This window comes from Superficieibacter sp. HKU1, from assembly GCF_029319185.1.
GTDB lineage: Bacteria > Pseudomonadota > Gammaproteobacteria > Enterobacterales > Enterobacteriaceae > Superficieibacter.
The window spans coordinates 1,010,040-1,024,760 of the sequence record NZ_CP119754.1 but is presented as its reverse complement, the minus strand read 5'-3'; the positions used below and the strand labels follow the sequence as shown (position 1 = coordinate 1,024,760).

Genomic DNA, 14,721 nt, shown 5'->3' with positions numbered 1-14,721 from the left:
AAAAAAGCCCCCGGCCGATGACATCGGCCGGGGGCTTTTCAGGGGTGTCGCTTAGTTACCGCCAAACATATCCTTGATCCAGCCTGCAACACCGTCGCTCTCTTTTTTCTCCTGCTGAGGCGGCTGCTGTTGCTGCTGTTGTGGCTGTTGCTGCTGCGGCTGTGACTGCTCGAACGGATTGCCCTGCTGCTGCTGTTGCAGCATTTCGCTCTGCTGGCACAACGCGTTCGGATCGGCGGTCCATACCGGAAGCGTACGTGAACCGCCGCTGCACAGGAAATTGCCGCCGTCATCCACGCCCATGTCCACCACGTCTTCCGGCGGCGTCAGCACCAGCGGGATTGGTGACTGGTTAGTCAGATAGCGCTGATAGATGGACATCGCACCGCTGGCACCATAGAGCTTCGTCGGCTGGTTGTTATCACGACCAACCCAGGTAATGACCACTTCACGCCCGTCGATGCCCGCAAACCAGGTATCAACGTTGTTATTGGTGGTCCCGGTTTTACCCGCCAGATGCAGCCCCGGATACTTCGCGCCCAGCTGACGACCGGTACCGCGCTGAACCACCTGCTGCATGGTCCACAGCGTCATGTACGCCGCCTGTGCCGGTACCGCGCGTTCCGCCTGCGGGAAGCTCTGGTACAGCACTTTACCGTCTTCGGCAATGACCGAACGCAGCGCGGAAAGCGGCGCGCGGTTACCACCGCTGGCGATAGTCTGGAACGCCTGCGCCACTTCAACCGGCGTCAGGTTCAGCGCACCCAGCAGCATCGCGGGAACCGGATGCAGCTGATTTTCCGGCACGCCGAGTTTTTTCCAGGTCTCCGTCACGGCAGGCAAGCCGAGCGTCATTCCCAGGTTTACCGTCGGCACGTTCATCGAACGGGTCAGTGCGTCAACCAGCATCACCTGACCGCTCTCACTGTAGCGATGATCGTCGTTCTGCGGCGACCACACCTGACCATTCGGCTGGCGCAGCGCCAGCGGCGCATCCGCAATCCACGTATTCAGACGGAAGCGATTCGGCTGGCTCAGCGCGGTCAGATAGGTCGCCGGTTTTGCCAGAGAACCAATCGAACGGCGCGCCTGCATCGCACGGTTATAACCCGCGAACTGCGGCTCGGCCCCGCCGACCATCGCGCGGACTTCACCGCTAAAGCGGTCCACGACCACCATCGCGGTTTCAAGATCGGCAAGCTTACGCTGTTTCTTCAGCGCCGGAATGCCTTCGGTCGCTGCTTTTTCTGCCGCGTCCTGAGCCACCGAGTCAAAGGTGGTAAAAATCTTCACGCCGGAGAGATCTTTCACCTTGTCGCCCAGCTTCGCCTGCAGTTCCTGACGCACCAGTTGCATAAACGCCGGCTGCGGTGAAATCACCCCGCCGCGTGGCTGTACCCCCAGCGGCCGGGCGCTCAGCATGTCATACAGCTCCTGGTCGATCACCTTCTGCTGTTGCAGAAGACGCAGCACCAGGTTACGCCGCTCCAGCGCCAGTTTCGGGTTACGCCACGGGTTGTAGATAGACGCGCCTTTTACCATGCCGACCAGCAACGCCTGCTGATCGAGACTCAGCTCTTCCACCGGACGGCCAAAATAGTACAGGCTCGCCAGCGGGAAGCCGCGGATCTCATTGTCGCCGCTCTGACCGAGATACACTTCGTTCATGTACAGCTCAAGAATGCGGTCTTTGCTGTAGCGCGCATCCATCAGCAGCGCCATGTACGCTTCGTTCGCTTTACGTACGTAAGAGCGCTCGCTGGAGAGGAACAGGTTCTTCACCAGCTGTTGGGTCAGCGTACTCGCCCCCTGAACGGTGCGTCCGGCGGTAAGGTTCGCCAGCACCGCACGGCCAATGGAGTACAGGCTCACGCCGTCGTGCTCGTAGAAATGGCGGTCTTCGGTTGCCAGCAGCGTATCCACCAGCAGGTCCGGGAAGCCGTTACGCGGTACGAACAGGCGCTGTTCACCATTTGGCGATGAAAGCATGGTAATCAGGCGCGGATCGAGACGGAAGAAGCCAAACTGACGGTGGCTCTCCATGTTCTCAATGCTCTCAAGGTGATCGCCGTCAAAGGTCAGACGCGCGCGCACCTGCCCTTCTTTGCTGTCCGGGAAGTCGAACGGACGACGGATCATCTCAATGCTATTCGCCTGCACGGTAAATTCGCCGGGCCGCGTCATCGCGGTGACCTGGCGGTACTGTGTCGCCGTCAGCAGCTTGATCATCTCATTTTTGCTGATGGCCATATCCGGCTCAAGGTTGACCATCCGGCCATAAACTGCCGCAGGCAGCTGCCAGACTTTACCGTCGATACGACTGCGGATCTTCTGATCCAGGTACACACCGTAAATGGCAAACAGCACGACAAAGACGATGAATATTTTCAGCAGTAGCCACAGCCAGCCACGCTTGCCGCGCCGCTTACGTCCACCGCCGTTGCCTTTACTCCGGGTTTTACGCGGTGGCGGCACATCATCTTCGTCGTCTTCATAATCGTCGTCATACTGCCGACGGCGAGTCACTTTTTGTTTTACCGGACGCGCAGGTCTTCCTTTGCGTCCAATCGGTTCGCGGTCATTCCCCGCCATGCTTTTTCTCCGCAAATGTCAGGCGCAATGCCTGATTCTCAGTTCTTCCTCCCGCAGGAAAAAGAAGAAATCTCTCAAATGTCGTTTTGCCGGGTGGCGGCTTCGCCTTACCCGGCCTACGGGTTGGTGGGCTCAGCGCATCCCATTTCACAGGCCCGGTAAGCGCAGCGCCACCGGGCATTAACCCCGCCTACGAATACTTTTTAACGCGTCGCGTCGGGGCCGTATTCGCCGGATCGTCAGGCCAGACGTGTTTCGGGTAGCGCCCCTTCATCTCTTTTTGTACCTCCCGGTACGCGCCCTGCCAGAACGCGCTTAAATCACGCGTGATCTGCAACGGACGCTGAGCGGGAGATAATAGTTCAAGAACCAGAGGAATGCGCCCCCCGGCAATTGTCGGCGTGCTGGCTTCGCCAAACATCTCCTGCATCCGCACCGCCAGCGCCGGGGGATTATCTTCATGATAGCGAATGGCTATCCGGCTTCCCGTCGGCACAGTGTAATGCTCCGGCAGCTCACTATCCAGCCGCTGCCGGGATGACCAGTCCAGCAGATTGCGCAGCGCCTGAGCCACATTCAGCGCTTTTAACGCGCGCAAAGAGTGCACGCCCGTCATTTTCGGCAGCAGCCATGTCTCAAGCGTCGCCAGTAGAGTGGCGTCGTCCACGGCAGGCCAGTCGAACTCCGGCAGCCACATCGCAGCACAGTGTAACCGCAAACGCAATTGTTCTGCCTGCGGCGTCCAGTTTAATACATTCAGTCCTTTATCGCGGATACCGTTGAGCATCGCCTGATGCAGTTCCGCCTCCGACGGTTTCGCCAGCGACCGGACGTTAAGCGTCAACTCCCCGATTCGCGTGCGTCGCAGCGCCTTTAGCGTCCCCTGAGCGTCATCCCATTCCACCGTATCAGACTGCTGTAACAGCGCCGGGCAGTCGGCAATAAATTTATCGATATCCAGCGGCAGCGCCAGCAGAATGCGTGCATCCGGCGAAGCGCTGCCCTGCAACAGCAGCGGCGCTATCAGCCACTCATGACGGTTCATTGCATCATCGGCATCCAGCATCGCGCCCATGCCGTTCGCCAGTTGATAGCGGCCATCCTGTCCGCGGCGACGGGCGATCCGGTCGGCAAACCCTTTCGCCAGCAGCGGCGCCAGCCGATCGGCATCCGGCTGGCCGCCTTTGCTGCCCAGCCGTTTACACAGTTGCTGGCTGCGCTGCCGCCAGTGAGGTTGCTGGCGCGAGAAGGCGACGTGGATATCGGCAACCCCGCCGCGCGGCGGCTCTTCCAGAATGGCTGCCAGCGTGGCCGCGCTGGCAATGTCATCGTCATCTTCCGCCGCCACCAGCATCGCCGCCAGCCGGGGATCGTTGCCGAGCGCCGCCATGCGTTGACCGCTCGCGGTCAGGCGCTCGCCCTCCAGTGCCCCGAGCTGCGAGAGCAAACCACGGGCCGCACTGAGGTTAACAGCAGGAGGCCGATCCAGCCACGTGAGCTGGTCAACGTCCGTACAGCCCCACTGCAATAGCTCGATCAGCAGGCCCGACACATCGCTGTGCAGGATCTCCGCCTCTCCCTGCGCCGCCGCGCGCTCCGCCTGCTCCTTACTGATGAGGTGCAGGCATATCCCCGGTTCCAGACGTCCCGCACGCCCGGCGCGCTGGGTCATCGACGCCTGACTGACGCGCTGAGTGATGAGTCGCGTCAGGCCGGTACGCGGATCAAATCGGGCAACGCGCTCCAGGGCGCAGTCCACCACCAGCCGAATGCCTTCGATGGTCAGACTGGTTTCGGCAATATTGGTTGCCAGGACCACCTTACGTTTACCCGCCGGCGCGGGAAGGATCGCCTTTCGCTGTTCTGCGAGCGGCAGCGCACCGTACAGCGGACAAAGCAGCACATCGCTGGCGACGCGTTCCGCCAGCTGTTCCTGAACGCGCAGGATCTCTCCCACGCCCGGCAGAAACAGCAGCATTGAGCCGGTTTCTGCCCGCAGCAGCCCGGCCGCCGCCGCTGCCGTCGCCTCGGCAAAGCGCAGATTTGCCGCCAGCGGCTGATAGCGCCGCTCGACCGGAAACGCGCGCCCCTCGGATGAGATCACCGGCGCGTCCGGCAGTAGCGTCTGTAAGCGCGCGTTATCAAGCGTTGCGGACATAATCAGCAGCTTCAGATCGTCGCGCAGCCCCTGCTGAACGTCGAGCAGCAGGGCCAGCGCCAGATCGGCCTGTAAACTGCGCTCGTGAAATTCGTCAAGGATCACCAGCCCCACATCCTTAAGTTCAGGATCGCGCTGGATCATGCGGGTAAGTATTCCTTCCGTTACCACTTCCAGCCGGGTCTGCGGCCCGACGCAGCTCCCGGCGCGCATCCGGTAACCCACGGTCTGCCCCGGCGTTTCATTAAGCAGCTCGGCCAGACGCTGTGCAACGTTACGCGCCGCCAGGCGACGCGGTTCAAGCAGAAGGATGCGCCCGTTAATCTCCCCCTGCTGCAACAGTTGTAGCGGTAGCCACGTCGATTTACCCGCGCCAGTGGGGGCATTCAACAGGATCTGCGGCGCGGTTTTTAGCGCGCGAAGAAGTTCAGGCAGGACAGCGGCGACCGGTAAAGAGGACACGAATGGCTCCAGAGGGTTAACATTCAACGGCGGTCATTGTAGCATCGCCACAAATCATAACCGAGTATCCCCGATGTCTGAGTCAAAAAGGCTGTTTTTCGCGCTGGCGCTGCCGGACGAGATCCAGCAGCAGATTATCCACTGGCGCGCCGCCAGCTTTTCTCCTGACGCCGGGCGTCCGGTGGCGGCGGCGAATCTGCATGTGACCCTGGCATTTCTCGGCGAGCTTAGCGCGCAGAAACAGGCTGCGCTTGAAGTGCTCGCCGGACGCATCCGCCAGCCGGGATTTACCCTCACCCTTGACGATGCGGGCCAGTGGCTGCGTTCGCGCGTGGTCTGGCTGGGCACGCGTCAGCCGCCGCGCGGCCTACTGCAACTGGCGAACATGCTGCGCGCTCAGGCCGCCCGCAGCGGCTGCTGGCAGAGTCCGCAGCCTTTTCATCCGCATATCACCCTGCTGCGCGACGCCAGCCACGCGGTAGCGATCCCGGCGCCAGGCTTCTGCTGGTCGTTTCCGGTGACGGAATTTATGCTGTATGAATCGCAATTTGTGCGCGGACGCACTCGCTATACGCCGCTACAGCGCTTCCCGCTGCAGCCTTAAAAAGGAATCCGATGGAATTTTTTCCCCCGTTACAGCCCGCTACGCTGGTCCGCCGCTACAAGCGCTTTCTGGCCGATGTCGTCACTGCCGACGGCGTAGCGTTGACGCTCCATTGCCCGAATACCGGCGCAATGACCGGATGCGCCACGCCCGGCGATACCGTCTGGTATTCGACATCAGAAAATCCTAAACGCAAATATCCGCATACCTGGGAAATTACTCAAACTCAGGACGGCGCGTTTATTTGTGTCAATACGTTACGAGCCAATGGTTTAACGAAAGAAGCTATTCTCGCTGAACGCCTTCTGCCGCTTACTGGCTATAGCGTTCTGAAAAGCGAAGTAAAATATGGCGCTGAACGTAGCCGAATAGATTTTATGTTACAGGCAGAAGATCGCCGGGACTGCTATATTGAAGTCAAATCAGTTACGCTGGCGGAGCAGGATAAAGGCTACTTCCCGGATGCGGTAACTGAGCGGGGCCAGCGCCATCTGCGTGAGCTGATGAGCGTGGCCGCAGGCGGTGAGCGGGCTGTGATGCTCTTTGCGGTACTCCATTCAGCCATCACCTGTTTTTCACCCGCGCGGCATATTGATGCTACTTACGCGCAATTGTTGTCTGAGGCATACAAAAAGGGCGTAGAAATTCTGGCGTATAAAGCCGATATTTCTGCGAATAATATGACGTTAAGATGGCCTCTCCCCGTTGCGTTATGACCTGACGCCGGGATGGTTAAATAGTGTTCTGGACGCGCGTGTAAATACGCTTTTCCTCACAGGGTTGTCAAGTGTAACGTTTAGATAATTGCTATCCGGAAAAGCTTCTGCTATTTATAGCGGCCTGATTTTCCCCCGACTAAGGGGATCGATAGTGCGTGTTAAGGAGAAACAACATGCAAGAAGGGCAAAACCGTAAAACATCGTCCCTGAGTATTCTCGCCATCGCTGGGGTGGAGCCGTACCAGGAGAAGCCGGGCGAAGAGTATATGAATGAAGCCCAGCTGGCGCACTTCAGACGTATTCTTGAAGCATGGCGTAATCAACTCAGGGATGAAGTCGATCGCACCGTTACTCATATGCAGGACGAAGCCGCAAACTTCCCGGATCCGGTAGACCGTGCCGCTCAGGAAGAAGAGTTCAGCCTCGAACTGCGTAACCGTGACCGCGAACGTAAACTGATCAAAAAGATCGAAAAAACGCTCAAGAAAGTGGAAGACGAAGATTTTGGTTTCTGTGAATCCTGCGGGGTTGAAATCGGGATCCGTCGCCTTGAAGCACGTCCGACTGCCGATCTTTGCATTGACTGCAAAACCCTGGCAGAAATCCGCGAAAAACAGATGGCTGGCTAACGGCGCTGATATTCATGGCGGGAGTCTCTCCCGCCTTAATAAGATTGTCATACCGTACCATGTCTGACTCACGCTACATCGGGCGCTTTGCCCCTTCTCCCTCCGGTGAACTGCATTTTGGCTCGCTGATAGCTGCCCTTGGTAGCTATTTACAGGCGCGCGCTCGGCAGGGCATCTGGCGCGTGCGCATTGAAGATATCGATCCGCCGCGTGAAGTGCCCGGTGCCGCAGATACCATCCTGCATCAGCTTGAGCATTACGGTCTGCTCTGGGACGGCGATGTCCTCTGGCAGTCCCGGCGTCATGAGGCTTATCGTGAGGCGCTGGCCTGGCTGGATCGGCACAAGTTAAGCTATTACTGCACCTGCACCCGCGCGCGGATCCAACGCGTCGGCGGTATCTATGACGGTCACTGTCGCGACCTGCACCAGCGTGCGGAGCACGCCGCCGTGCGGCTACGCCAGCAGCATCCGGTGCTCTCCTTTTATGATAATCTGCGCGGCGAAATTCATGCGGATGCACGTCTGGCGCGGGAGGATTTCATTATTCACCGCCGCGACGGGCTGTTTGCCTATAATCTCGCCGTGGTGGTGGACGATCATTTTCAGGGCGTTACCGAAATCGTGCGCGGTGCGGATCTGATTGAGCCCACGGTGCGGCAGATTTCGCTGTATCAGCAGTTTGGCTGGCAGCCGCCTGAATATGTGCATTTGCCGCTGGCGTGCAATGAACACGGCGATAAACTTTCCAAGCAAAACCATGCGCCCGCGCTGCCGGAAGGCGATCCGCGCCCGGTCATTATCAACGCATTGCGCTTTTTACATCAGCCGGTTATCAACGGCTGGCAGGATCTTAACGTGGAGCAACTGCTCCGTCAGGCCGTCCTCAACTGGTCGCTAAACCGGGTGGCAGAAAATCCGCCATTCTCAAACGCGCCACGCTGAGCTATGATTAGCCGCTATTTTTTGTTACACAACCGAGGTGCACTATTTTTACCCGAGTCGCTAATTTTTGCCGCAAGGTGCTCAGCCGCGAGGAGAGCGAGGCCCAACAGGCCGTCGCCCGTCCGCCTATGACGGTTATCCCGCGTGAACAGCACGCTATTTCCCGCAAAGATATCAGTGAAAATGCCCTCAAGGTACTTTACCGCCTGAACAAAGCGGGTTACGAAGCGTATCTGGTGGGCGGCGGGGTGCGCGATCTGCTGCTGGGCAAAAAACCCAAAGATTTTGACGTCACGACCAACGCAACGCCGGATCAGGTACGTAAACTGTTTCGCAACTGCCGTCTGGTGGGCCGTCGTTTCCGTCTCGCTCACGTTATGTTTGGTCCAGAGATTATTGAGGTCGCCACGTTCCGTGGGCATCACGAAGAGAATCAGGCCGATCGTACTACTTCCCAACGCGGGCAAAACGGCATGCTGCTGCGCGACAACATTTTCGGATCGATTGAAGAAGATGCCCAGCGCCGCGACTTCACCATTAACAGCCTTTATTATAGCGTGGCGGATTTCTCCGTACGCGACTACGTCGGCGGCATGCAGGATCTCGACCAGGGCGTTATCCGCCTGATTGGCGATCCGGAAACGCGCTACCGTGAAGATCCGGTGCGAATGCTGCGCGCCGTGCGCTTTGCCGCCAAGCTGGGTATGACCATCAGCCCGGAAACGGCTGAGCCAATCCCGCGCCTGGCCTCGTTAATGAACGATGTCCCGCCCGCGCGCCTGTTTGAAGAGTCGCTCAAACTGCTCCAGGCAGGTCACGGCTACGATACGTACGTCCTGCTGTGTAAATACAGCCTGTTCCAGCCGCTGTTCCCGACCATCACCCGCTACTTTACTGAAAACGGTGATAGCCCGATGGAGCGTATTCTGGTGCAGGTGCTGAAGAATACCGATAACCGTATTCAGAATGATATGCGCGTTAATCCGGCGTTCCTGTTTGCGGCGATGTTCTGGTATCCGCTGCTGGAAATGGCGCAAAAGCTGGCGCAGGAAGGCGGTCTGACCTGGCAGGACGCATTCGCCCTCGCCATGAACGACGTACTGGACGAAGCCTGCCGTTCGCTGGCGATCCCCAAACGCATTACTACCTTAACGCGCGATATCTGGCAGCTGCAAATGCGCATGTCCCGCCGTCAGGGTAAACGCGCCTGGAAACTGCTGGAGCATCCTAAATTCCGCGCCTCTTACGATCTTCTGGCCCTGCGTGCCGGCATCGAAAATAACGCCGAATTGCAGCGTCTGGTGACATGGTGGGGTGAATTTCAGGTGTCCGCGCCGCCACTGCAAAAGGATATGCTGAACAATCTGGATGATGAGCCAGCCGCGCGTCGTCGCCATCGCCGCCCGCGTAAGCGCACGCCGCGTCGTGAAGGAACCGCGTGATCGTCGCCTATATTGCCCTCGGCAGCAATCTCGCCTCTCCGCTGGAGCAGGTCAATGCTGCCGTGAAAGCAATTGGCGACATTCCTGATAGCCGCATCCTTGCGGTATCGTCATTTTATCGTACGCCGCCGCTGGGTCCGCAGGATCAGCCGGACTACCTCAACGCAGCCGTGGCGCTGGAAACGTCTCTTGGTCCTGAAACGCTGCTCGACCATACCCAGCGCATTGAGCTACAGCAGGGCCGCACCCGAAAAGCTGAACGCTGGGGACCGCGCACGCTGGATCTCGACATTATGCTGTTTGGCGACGAGGTGATTCATACCGGACGCCTGACCGTGCCGCACTATGACATGAAAAACCGTGGTTTTATGCTGTGGCCGCTGTTTGAAATAGCTCCGGAATTATGTTTTCCGGACGGCACCAGTCTGCATCAACAGCTCACCCTTCTGGCGGCAGAAAAACCTGCCTGTTGGTAAATCATCCATACCTTTTAGCGATTACTGCCTTCGCAGTAATGTATTGCTTAAAATAATTGCCCCCCTGAATGTGACTGTTAGAATGCCGCTAAATATGACTTTTACTATCAGGAAATGTGATGAAACCGACCACTATCTCCCTGTTGCAAAAATACAAAAAAGAGCAGAAGCGTTTCGCAACGGTCACCGCCTACGACTACAGTTTCGCTAAGCTATTTGCCGACGAAGGAATTAACGTCATGCTGGTGGGTGACTCGCTCGGCATGACGGTACAGGGACATGATTCTACTTTGCCGGTTACCGTAGACGATATCGCCTATCATACGCAAGCCGTACGGCGCGGTGCACCGCACTGCCTGCTGCTCTCCGACCTTCCCTTTATGTCCTACGCTACTCCGGAGCAAGCGTTTGAAAACGCGGCAGCCGTTATGCGTGCAGGGGCAAACATGGTCAAAATTGAAGGCGGAGCATGGCTGGTGGAAACGGTGAAAATGCTTACTGAACGCGCGGTACCTGTGTGTGGTCACCTCGGCCTGACCCCGCAATCGGTAAACATTTTTGGGGGTTATAAAATACAGGGACGTGGCGATGCCGGACAAGTTTTGCTGGACGATGCGATAGCGCTGGAGGCAGCAGGTGCGCAACTACTGGTGCTGGAATGCGTGCCGGTTGAACTGGCGAAACGCGTGACCGAAGCGCTCGCGATACCCGTTATCGGCATCGGCGCGGGTAACGTTACCGACGGGCAGATCCTCGTGATGCACGACGCTTTCGGCATTACCGGCGGGCACATTCCCAAATTCGCCAAAAATTTCCTGGCGGAAGCGGGCGACATCCGCGCGGCAGTGCGGCAGTATATGGCTGAAGTCGAGTCCGGGGTTTATCCGGGCGAAGAACACAGTTTCCATTAAGGAGTGACGTGGTGTTAATTATCGAAACCCTGCCGCTTTTGCGCCAGCAAATCCGCCGTCTGCGTATGGAAGGCAAGCGTGTGGCGCTGGTGCCAACGATGGGCAACCTGCACGACGGCCATATGAAGCTGGTGGAAGAAGCCAGAACTCGCGCTGATGTGGTCGTGGTCAGCATCTTCGTTAACCCTATGCAGTTTGACCGCGCGGAAGATCTGGCGCGCTATCCGCGCACGCTCCAGGAAGACTGCGAAAAGCTCAACAAGCGCAAAGTGGATATCGTCTTTGCCCCAGCCTCACAGGATATCTATCCACAGGGCACTGAGACCCATACGTTTGTTGATGTTCCCGGCCTCTCCACCATGCTGGAAGGTGCCAGCCGTCCGGGCCACTTCCGCGGCGTATCCACTATCGTCAGTAAACTCTTTAACCTCATTCAGCCTGAGATCGCCTGCTTCGGCGAGAAGGATTTCCAGCAGCTGGCGCTGATCCGCAAAATGGTAGCCGACATGGGCTACGATATTGAGATCGTCGGCGTGCCGATTATTCGCGCGAAAGACGGGTTAGCGCTCAGTTCGCGCAACGGATATCTGACCGCTGACCAGCGCAAGATCGCGCCGGGTCTGTATAAAGTGATGAATGGCATCGCCGATAAGCTTCAGGCTGGCGAGCGTCAGCAGGAAGAAATGATCGCGCTGGCAGAACAGGAACTGAATGACAAAGGCTTTCGCGCCGATGAGATTCAGATCCGCGATGCCGATACGCTGCTGGAGCTCACGGACGCCAGCAAACGCGCGGTGATCCTGGCCGCTGCATGGCTGGGTCAGGCCCGTCTTATCGATAATAAAATCGTCGAGCTCTCCTGAATGACCACCGCTGGCGCACCAGACCGTTAGCGCCAGCGGATAAGCTGCTCGATTTCGTCGTCGGTTAAGGTGGTGATTTGCATCACCGCCTCGCGCGTCATCCCGCTTTCCAGCATACGACGGGCGATATTACGCCGCTCCTCAGTTTTACCTTCCTGCAGACCTTTTCGTTTGCCTTCCTGCACGCCCTTTTGCATCCCTTTTTGCATGCCCTTTTGCATTCCCTGTTCTTCAAACCATTCAGCGAGCGTCATCATAGATTCCTCCTGCGGCAATCGGTTCGCCAGTTCCCTGTAAAATACCGTTGGTTGGTCAGTATGCCCGCGCTGCACCATATAATTGAGGAGCGCATTCAGCTGACTTTCCGTAGTGTACTCTGCGCTTATCAGCGTGACCAGTCGCTCCAGCAGGTTCATTAAATCCCGCTGGCGAATATGCTTTTGTAGCAGCTCCAGCAGCGCGATACGCCGATGCTGCATGATGTCGTCGTCCGGAATAACGGTAATATCCACCAGCGGAAAAGGCTCGCTGTAGATACGTCGCGCCAGCTCGGGTAAGGCAAACATATCCAGCCAGCTCATCGAAAGTGGATAAGGCGAGGTCTTTCCCTGATAAAATAGCAGCGGCACCACCAGCGGCAGCGGCCCGTTCTCATCGTTAAGAAGACGATGCATCGCCGCAATGGCGTAGCGCATCATGCGAAACGCCATTTTTTTGTCCGCTGAACTCTGATGCTCAATCAGGACATGAATATAGCCGGGCGTGCCCTGCATTTTCACCGAGTACAGCACATCGGAGTACTGCTCCTGCAGGTTATCCTCAACAAAGTGGCTCGACTCCAGCCGCAGCGTAGTCAGATCGCAGATTTCCCGTAAGACCGCAGGCAGATGAATATCCAGAAAATCGCGGGCCGTTTCCGGGTGCATTAAAAACTGCTTAAAAACGGCATCGTGCGGGGTATTGCTTATGGGCTTCATCATCCTGACCTGCATTTTCTTATCCTGCGTGCAGTATCCTTCCGCAACCTCTCGGGGTCAGCGGAACAGTTTTGCTTTTACGAGACGGCTCAGGATGAAAATCAGGAAGATACACGCATTGCAGACGGTTCTGGAAAATAGCGCACAAACAGTCCCAGGAAACCTCGCCGGACATATAGACACTCACCTAAAATCGGGCAATACTGCCTGAGAATTTTCTCAAAGCAGGGTATCCTGCTTCGTATCGGTAAGATTTAAAGGTAGACGTTATGATTCGCACTATGCTGCAGGGCAAGCTTCACCGTGTCAAAGTGACGCAGGCCGATCTGCACTATGAAGGCTCCTGCGCCATCGATCAGGATTTTCTTGACGCGTCCGGTATTCTCGAAAATGAAGCCATTGATATCTGGAACGTGACCAACGGCAAGCGCTTCTCGACCTACGCAATTGCGGCCGAGCGCGGTTCCAGAATTATCTCCGTGAACGGTGCGGCCGCGCACTGCGCTGACGTGGGCGATATTGTTATTATTGCCAGCTTCGTCACCATGTCTGACGAAGAAGCCCGTAGCTGGCGGCCTAATGTGGCCTATTTTGACGGCGATAACGAAATGAAGCGTACCGCAAAGGCCATTCCGGTTCAGGTAGCCTGATTACGCTATCCCTGCGGCTGATTGCTGATCAGCCGCGCCATTGTTTCCAGCGAATCCGTTCTTAAAATATAAAGCCGCTTTAACAGGAACGGATTATCGCCTGGTTTCACCTTTCCTTTTACCGTCGTCACCGCCAGGTGAAATCCTGCCGCCCCCGCCGCTGTTATCGCCTTTGCGTCATAGCCGCCAAAGGGATAAGACAGATAAAGCACGTGCGGATTAAACTGCGCCAGCGCGCGGCGAGAGTGTTCAAAATCAAACAGAATATTATGATAGCTGCGGCTGAGCAGGATGGGATGATGTAGTCGATCTACCCGGTGTAAGAAATGCGTATGCGACTGGAAGTCGAAAACATCACGAATCGCATTCAGTTCAGACACGCTCATAAACTGCAGCGATTTTGGATCCCATTTCTGTGGATGACGCTTAATACGCGAAGAAATAATAAACGCTGTCGCCTTAAAGCCATACTCTTTGAGGATGGGATACGTGTAGCGGCTGACAGACTTCAGACCATCATCGAACGTAATCACCACAGCCCGCGCAGGCAGATTGATATTATTATGCACGTACCCTTCCAGTTGATACATCGTCAGGGTGGTGTAGCCCCTGTCGCGCAGCCAGGTCATCTGGTTGCTGAAGGCGCGTACCGAGGTGGTGGTGGAAGTATGGCGAAAACGGGTGTTCTCTTCATCGCGCAGAATGTGGTGATAAGTCAGTACCGGAATACCGTTATCAATCTGCGCGTCCAGCGCGCTGATCCAGGCCAGGCGGTTGCCAATGCGGATCTGAAACCAGGTCTGGTTCAATCTGTCTTTTAGTTTACTCATTATCGGATAACGCAAATTGTCCGCCAGGGTGCCAAACGGTGCGCTACCCGCATCCGGTGCGTTATAAACCGGCGTATCTTTCCAGGTAATCAGGTTCTGGTTACTTAGCGGTTTATTTAAATCGCCCAGGCTATCCTGTACCCGCTGTTTCCCCTGTACCGGCTCAAGATGACCTTTATCAATAAAGCCGTTGCCGAAACCAAAGCTGAATTCATAATATTCTGCCGCTGTGGGCTCGACGGCCAGGATCTGTCCCGTGCGGATATTCCCGACTGTCACCACGCGATCGCCAATTTTGGCCCAGATGGCGGCGTCTTCCGTGGTTTGCATGTAGCGAACGGGCAACGCAGCATAAAGACTGCCTGACATCAGCAGCAGGAAAACAGCAACAGCGCGCTTTATCATAGATAAGTAACCAGGAGAGAACCACCGCGGCTATTGTAACAAAAGTGGCATCAATATCA

13 protein-coding genes are annotated in these 14,721 nt (G+C 56.9%); 9 read left to right on the top strand and 4 right to left on the bottom strand.

The genetic code is table 11. The annotated features are described in order from the left end of the window. Nucleotides 1–51 precede the first annotated feature (51 nt). Nucleotides 52–2,592, bottom strand: a complete 2,541-nt coding sequence (mrcB, locus tag P0H77_RS04945; RefSeq protein ID WP_276163833.1) for a bifunctional glycosyl transferase/transpeptidase — start codon at nucleotides 2,590–2,592, stop codon at nucleotides 52–54. A gap of 190 nt (nucleotides 2,593–2,782) precedes the next feature. Beyond that, nucleotides 2,783–5,212 (bottom strand): ATP-dependent helicase HrpB, encoded by a 2,430-nt coding sequence (hrpB, locus tag P0H77_RS04940; protein ID WP_276163832.1) that lies wholly within the window; start codon nucleotides 5,210–5,212, stop codon nucleotides 2,783–2,785. A gap of 73 nt (nucleotides 5,213–5,285) precedes the next feature. Here hrpB and thpR point away from each other — a divergent pair, with 73 nt between their 5' ends. The 8 genes from thpR to panC all read left to right on the top strand — a co-directional run bounded on the left by thpR (nucleotide 5,286) and on the right by panC (nucleotide 11,800). Then, on the top strand, nucleotides 5,286–5,816 hold the full coding sequence (gene thpR, locus P0H77_RS04935) for an RNA 2',3'-cyclic phosphodiesterase (protein ID WP_276163831.1): 531 nt from the start codon (nucleotides 5,286–5,288) through the stop codon (nucleotides 5,814–5,816). An 11-nt stretch (nucleotides 5,817–5,827) separates the two neighbouring features. Next, nucleotides 5,828–6,532, top strand: coding sequence for a DNA/RNA nuclease SfsA (gene sfsA, locus P0H77_RS04930; protein ID WP_276163830.1), 705 nt, complete (start codon nucleotides 5,828–5,830; stop codon nucleotides 6,530–6,532). A gap of 176 nt (nucleotides 6,533–6,708) precedes the next feature. Then, nucleotides 6,709–7,164, top strand: a complete 456-nt coding sequence (dksA, locus tag P0H77_RS04925) for an RNA polymerase-binding protein DksA (protein ID WP_002463986.1) — start codon at nucleotides 6,709–6,711, stop codon at nucleotides 7,162–7,164. Nucleotides 7,165–7,223: 59 nt separating this feature from the next. Then, nucleotides 7,224–8,108 carry a tRNA glutamyl-Q(34) synthetase GluQRS gene (gene gluQRS / locus P0H77_RS04920; RefSeq protein ID WP_276163829.1) on the top strand — a complete coding sequence of 295 codons (885 nt, stop codon included), beginning with the start codon at nucleotides 7,224–7,226 and terminating at the stop codon, nucleotides 8,106–8,108. 44 nt (nucleotides 8,109–8,152) lie between these two features. Next, nucleotides 8,153–9,550 carry a polynucleotide adenylyltransferase PcnB gene (gene pcnB, locus P0H77_RS04915; protein WP_276165049.1) on the top strand — a complete coding sequence of 466 codons (1,398 nt, stop codon included), beginning with the start codon at nucleotides 8,153–8,155 and terminating at the stop codon, nucleotides 9,548–9,550. Further along, entirely contained in the window at nucleotides 9,547–10,026 is a 480-nt protein-coding gene (folK, locus tag P0H77_RS04910) for a 2-amino-4-hydroxy-6-hydroxymethyldihydropteridine diphosphokinase (RefSeq protein WP_276163828.1), read from the top strand. Before pcnB ends, folK begins: the two co-directional genes overlap by 4 nt. 119 nt (nucleotides 10,027–10,145) lie before the next feature. Further along, nucleotides 10,146–10,937, top strand: coding sequence for a 3-methyl-2-oxobutanoate hydroxymethyltransferase (panB, locus tag P0H77_RS04905; RefSeq protein ID WP_276163827.1), 792 nt, complete (start codon nucleotides 10,146–10,148; stop codon nucleotides 10,935–10,937). Between the two features lie 11 nt (nucleotides 10,938–10,948). Beyond that, nucleotides 10,949–11,800, top strand: a complete 852-nt coding sequence (gene panC / locus P0H77_RS04900; RefSeq protein ID WP_276163826.1) for a pantoate--beta-alanine ligase — start codon at nucleotides 10,949–10,951, stop codon at nucleotides 11,798–11,800. Nucleotides 11,801–11,826: 26 nt separating this feature from the next. Here the strand turns inward: panC and P0H77_RS04895 are convergent, their stop codons facing one another. Further along, on the bottom strand, nucleotides 11,827–12,780 hold the full coding sequence (locus P0H77_RS04895) for an Rpn family recombination-promoting nuclease/putative transposase (protein WP_276165048.1): 954 nt from the start codon (nucleotides 12,778–12,780) through the stop codon (nucleotides 11,827–11,829). 266 nt (nucleotides 12,781–13,046) lie between these two features. Between P0H77_RS04895 and panD the strand changes: the two genes are divergently transcribed. Further along, nucleotides 13,047–13,427 (top strand): aspartate 1-decarboxylase, encoded by a 381-nt coding sequence (gene panD, locus P0H77_RS04890; protein ID WP_276163825.1) that lies wholly within the window; start codon nucleotides 13,047–13,049, stop codon nucleotides 13,425–13,427. Between the two features lie 5 nt (nucleotides 13,428–13,432). Here the strand turns inward: panD and P0H77_RS04885 are convergent, their stop codons facing one another. Continuing rightward, nucleotides 13,433–14,662, bottom strand: coding sequence for a polysaccharide deacetylase family protein (locus tag P0H77_RS04885; protein WP_276163824.1), 1,230 nt, complete (start codon nucleotides 14,660–14,662; stop codon nucleotides 13,433–13,435). Nucleotides 14,663–14,721: the final 59 nt, after the last annotated feature.

Bases quoted from the DNA above. Each gene is read 5' to 3' on its own strand.
- P0H77_RS04895 (WP_276165048.1), bottom strand. From the start codon at position 12,780: ATGATGAAGCCCATAAGCAATACCCCGCACGATGCCGTTTTTAAGCAG.
- panB (WP_276163827.1), top strand. From the start codon at position 10,146: ATGAAACCGACCACTATCTCCCTGTTGCAAAAATACAAAAAAGAGCAG.
- dksA (WP_002463986.1), top strand. From the start codon at position 6,709: ATGCAAGAAGGGCAAAACCGTAAAACATCGTCCCTGAGTATTCTCGCC.
- sfsA (WP_276163830.1), top strand. From the start codon at position 5,828: ATGGAATTTTTTCCCCCGTTACAGCCCGCTACGCTGGTCCGCCGCTAC.
- panD (WP_276163825.1), top strand. From the start codon at position 13,047: ATGATTCGCACTATGCTGCAGGGCAAGCTTCACCGTGTCAAAGTGACG.
- mrcB (WP_276163833.1), bottom strand. From the start codon at position 2,592: ATGGCGGGGAATGACCGCGAACCGATTGGACGCAAAGGAAGACCTGCG.
- thpR (WP_276163831.1), top strand. From the start codon at position 5,286: ATGTCTGAGTCAAAAAGGCTGTTTTTCGCGCTGGCGCTGCCGGACGAG.
- gluQRS (WP_276163829.1), top strand. From the start codon at position 7,224: ATGTCTGACTCACGCTACATCGGGCGCTTTGCCCCTTCTCCCTCCGGT.
- P0H77_RS04885 (WP_276163824.1), bottom strand. From the start codon at position 14,662: ATGATAAAGCGCGCTGTTGCTGTTTTCCTGCTGCTGATGTCAGGCAGT.